We start from the raw sequence: 2510 nt of genomic DNA on the forward strand, positions 1-2510 counted from the left end.
AAATTAAGAATTTAAAATGAATAGAAAGGAACATAATGTGAAACAAATTGTAGGTGTTGCAGACATGAAAGTGAGCAATAAAAAGACGGAATCAATCATCACTTATGCCCTTGGTTCCTGCATCGGGCTTATCGTATATGATCCTGTTGTGAAGGTTGGAGGGATATTGCACTATATGCTGCCCGAGTCTTCCATTGATAAGGAGAAAGCTGCTGCCAGGCCCTATATGTTTGCTGATTCCGGGATACCCAGATTGTTTAAATCAGCTTACAAACTGGGTGCTGTTAAACAGCGGATGAAAGTATATGTTGCAGGAGGGGCGGAAATTCTTGACCAGAAGGGCTTCTTTAATATTGGCAAAAGAAATTACATGGCCCTTAAAAAAATGTTTTTCAAAAACAAAATGATGATTGACAAACAGAATGTTGGCGGCAACACAAACCGGACCGTCAGGATTGAAATCGCAACAGGGGATGTTTATATCAAAACTTCCGGATCAAAGGAGGTGAAGGTATGACAACAATTCAGGAACTGATAAAAGAAATTAAAAATTTAAAACCAATCCCTGCCGTTGCCAACCAGCTTCTAATAGTAGTGGATAATCCTGACAGCTCAATGCAGGATATTGCCAATGTGATTCAATATGATCCAATTATGACGACCAATGTTTTAAAAACCTGTAACTCGGCTTATTTCGGGCTTAAACATCCTGCAGAATCCATAAAAGATGCCGTCAATATGCTGGGGACTGACCAGGTTATTGAACTTGTCTTAATGAAATCCGGGGCAAAAGCTCTTGGTGGCAGCCAAAAAGGGTATGGATTGGAGCCGGGAGACATGTGGCGGTATTCTGTATCCTCAGCCGTGATTGCAAAACAGGTGGCCATAAAGTTGTCCTTGAAAAATAAAAACGCAATATTTACTTCTGCCCTGGTAAAAGACATTGGAAAAATAGTCTTGGAAAAGCATGTGTTGCGCTCTTCAAAAAAAATACAAAATCTTGTGGAAAACGAAAATTTCAGTTTCAGAGAAGCTGAGAAAAAAATTTTGGGTATTGATCATGCGGAATTGGGGGCTATGATCGCAAAGATGTGGAAGTTCAGTCCCAGAATGGTTAAAATTATCAGGCATCATCACCTGTCTGATGAAACCATGATTAAAGACAAAGAAATTGCTGCTGTTTATCTTGCGGACTGCATCTGTATGATGATGGGAAGTGGTGTGGGCTCGGACGGACTTTCATACCGGTTTAAAGCCCGGGCCATGAAGGAACTTAATGTGTCGGCAGATGACCTTGCCATGATTATTGCAGAGTTTGGCATTAACATGCAGGAAATTGAAGAGTTATTACATATCGTTTAAAACTTAAACTGTTTAATGCTAACTATATAAGGGAAAAAACAATGTCGTTTTCAATATTGATAGTGGATGATTCACTGCCCATGCGTTCTGTGATAAAAAGAACCTTCAAGGCTGCGGGTTATGGGAATGCAGAATTCCGTGAAGCTGCCAATGGTAAAGAGGCACTTGAACTCATGAAAAATGACTGGATTGATATCGTCATAACTGATTATAACATGCCTGTCATGAATGGTCTGGAACTGATAAAAATCATTAAAAAAGATGACCTTTTTAAGGATATTCCAATCGTTGTCGTTTCTACAGAGGGCAATGATGTCAAGATCCGGGAGTTCATGGACAACGGTGCAGCCGGATATATCACCAAACCCTTTACCCCTGAAACCATCAGGGATTTGATTAACAATATTCTTGGAGAAGCAAGCTATGATGAAGATCTTGATGACAGCGATGAAGACTTCGATTTCTGAAGTTATGGAGACCATGTTCTATTTACCGGTTGAATTTGGGGAAGAAGCAACACTTGCTCAATGCGGAATGGACAAAAACAAACCCATTATGGCAAGCCGGTTAAAATTTACAGGAGATGTCTCCGGGAGTTTGTGCATTTTTATTCCCAAAAATTTAATTGGAGAAATGGCTGAAAATTTCATGGGTGAAGCCAAGGGTCTGCTTACTGATGATCACCTTTCCGGCACATTGACAGAAATGCTGAACATGGTTTGTGGCAATGAGTTGAGTAAAATAGACACCAAAGTTCCGTTTGAATTGAGTATTCCAAAAGTAATTGATGAATCAAAAATTCAGGAGAAAGAAATATTAACCATTGTAGAAACCTTTGAATCAAATATGGCAATACTTTTAAAAATAGATTGATTGAAAATTTGGAGATTTTTATATGCCCCCTGATATAAAAACGGATAGAAAAGCGGACATAAAAGTTCTGGTTGTTGATGATTCAGCCGTTGTAAGAAAAGTTTTTACCGAGCAATTGTCTAAACAAAAAGGCATCACGGTTGTGGGGACAGCACCGGACCCTTATGTTGCACGGGACAAAATCGTTAAACTCAAACCGGATGTAATTACCCTTGATATTGAAATGCCCCGTATGGACGGTATAACATTTTTAAAAAAGCTGATGAAGCACTATC

Annotated in this window: 5 protein-coding genes; all 5 read left to right on the top strand. The window is 39.3% G+C overall.

Annotation, left to right across the window (positions count from 1 at the left end; all coding sequences use genetic code 11):
• The first annotated feature begins 37 nt into the window (after positions 1–37).
• Positions 38–517, top strand: a complete 480-nt coding sequence (locus K8S13_RS09775; RefSeq protein ID WP_291462260.1) for a chemotaxis protein CheD — start codon at positions 38–40, stop codon at positions 515–517.
• Positions 514–1362: an HDOD domain-containing protein gene (locus K8S13_RS09780; protein WP_291462261.1), complete on the top strand. Its 849-nt coding sequence runs from the start codon at positions 514–516 to the stop codon at positions 1360–1362. The genes K8S13_RS09775 and K8S13_RS09780 overlap by 4 nt, the downstream gene beginning before the upstream one ends.
• Before the next feature lie 41 nt (positions 1363–1403).
• Entirely contained in the window at positions 1404–1829 is a 426-nt protein-coding gene (locus K8S13_RS09785; RefSeq protein ID WP_291462262.1) for a response regulator, read from the top strand.
• The gene (locus K8S13_RS09790; RefSeq protein WP_291462263.1) at positions 1786–2235 is read left to right on the top strand and encodes a chemotaxis protein CheX; all 450 of its coding nucleotides are present in this window, start codon (positions 1786–1788) and stop codon (positions 2233–2235) included. The genes K8S13_RS09785 and K8S13_RS09790 overlap by 44 nt, the downstream gene beginning before the upstream one ends.
• A gap of 22 nt (positions 2236–2257) precedes the next feature.
• A partial coding sequence (locus K8S13_RS09795) for a response regulator (RefSeq protein WP_291462264.1) occupies positions 2258–2510 on the top strand: 253 nt, incomplete at its 3' end.

It is taken from the genome of Desulfobacula sp., from assembly GCF_021107415.1.

What these genes read in the sequence shown, in the direction of transcription:
- K8S13_RS09780 (WP_291462261.1), top strand. Translation starts at nt 514, where the DNA reads ATGACAACAATTCAGGAACTGATAAAAGAAATTAAAAATTTAAAACCA.
- K8S13_RS09790 (WP_291462263.1), top strand. Translation starts at nt 1,786, where the DNA reads ATGATGAAGATCTTGATGACAGCGATGAAGACTTCGATTTCTGAAGTT.
- K8S13_RS09785 (WP_291462262.1), top strand. Translation starts at nt 1,404, where the DNA reads ATGTCGTTTTCAATATTGATAGTGGATGATTCACTGCCCATGCGTTCT.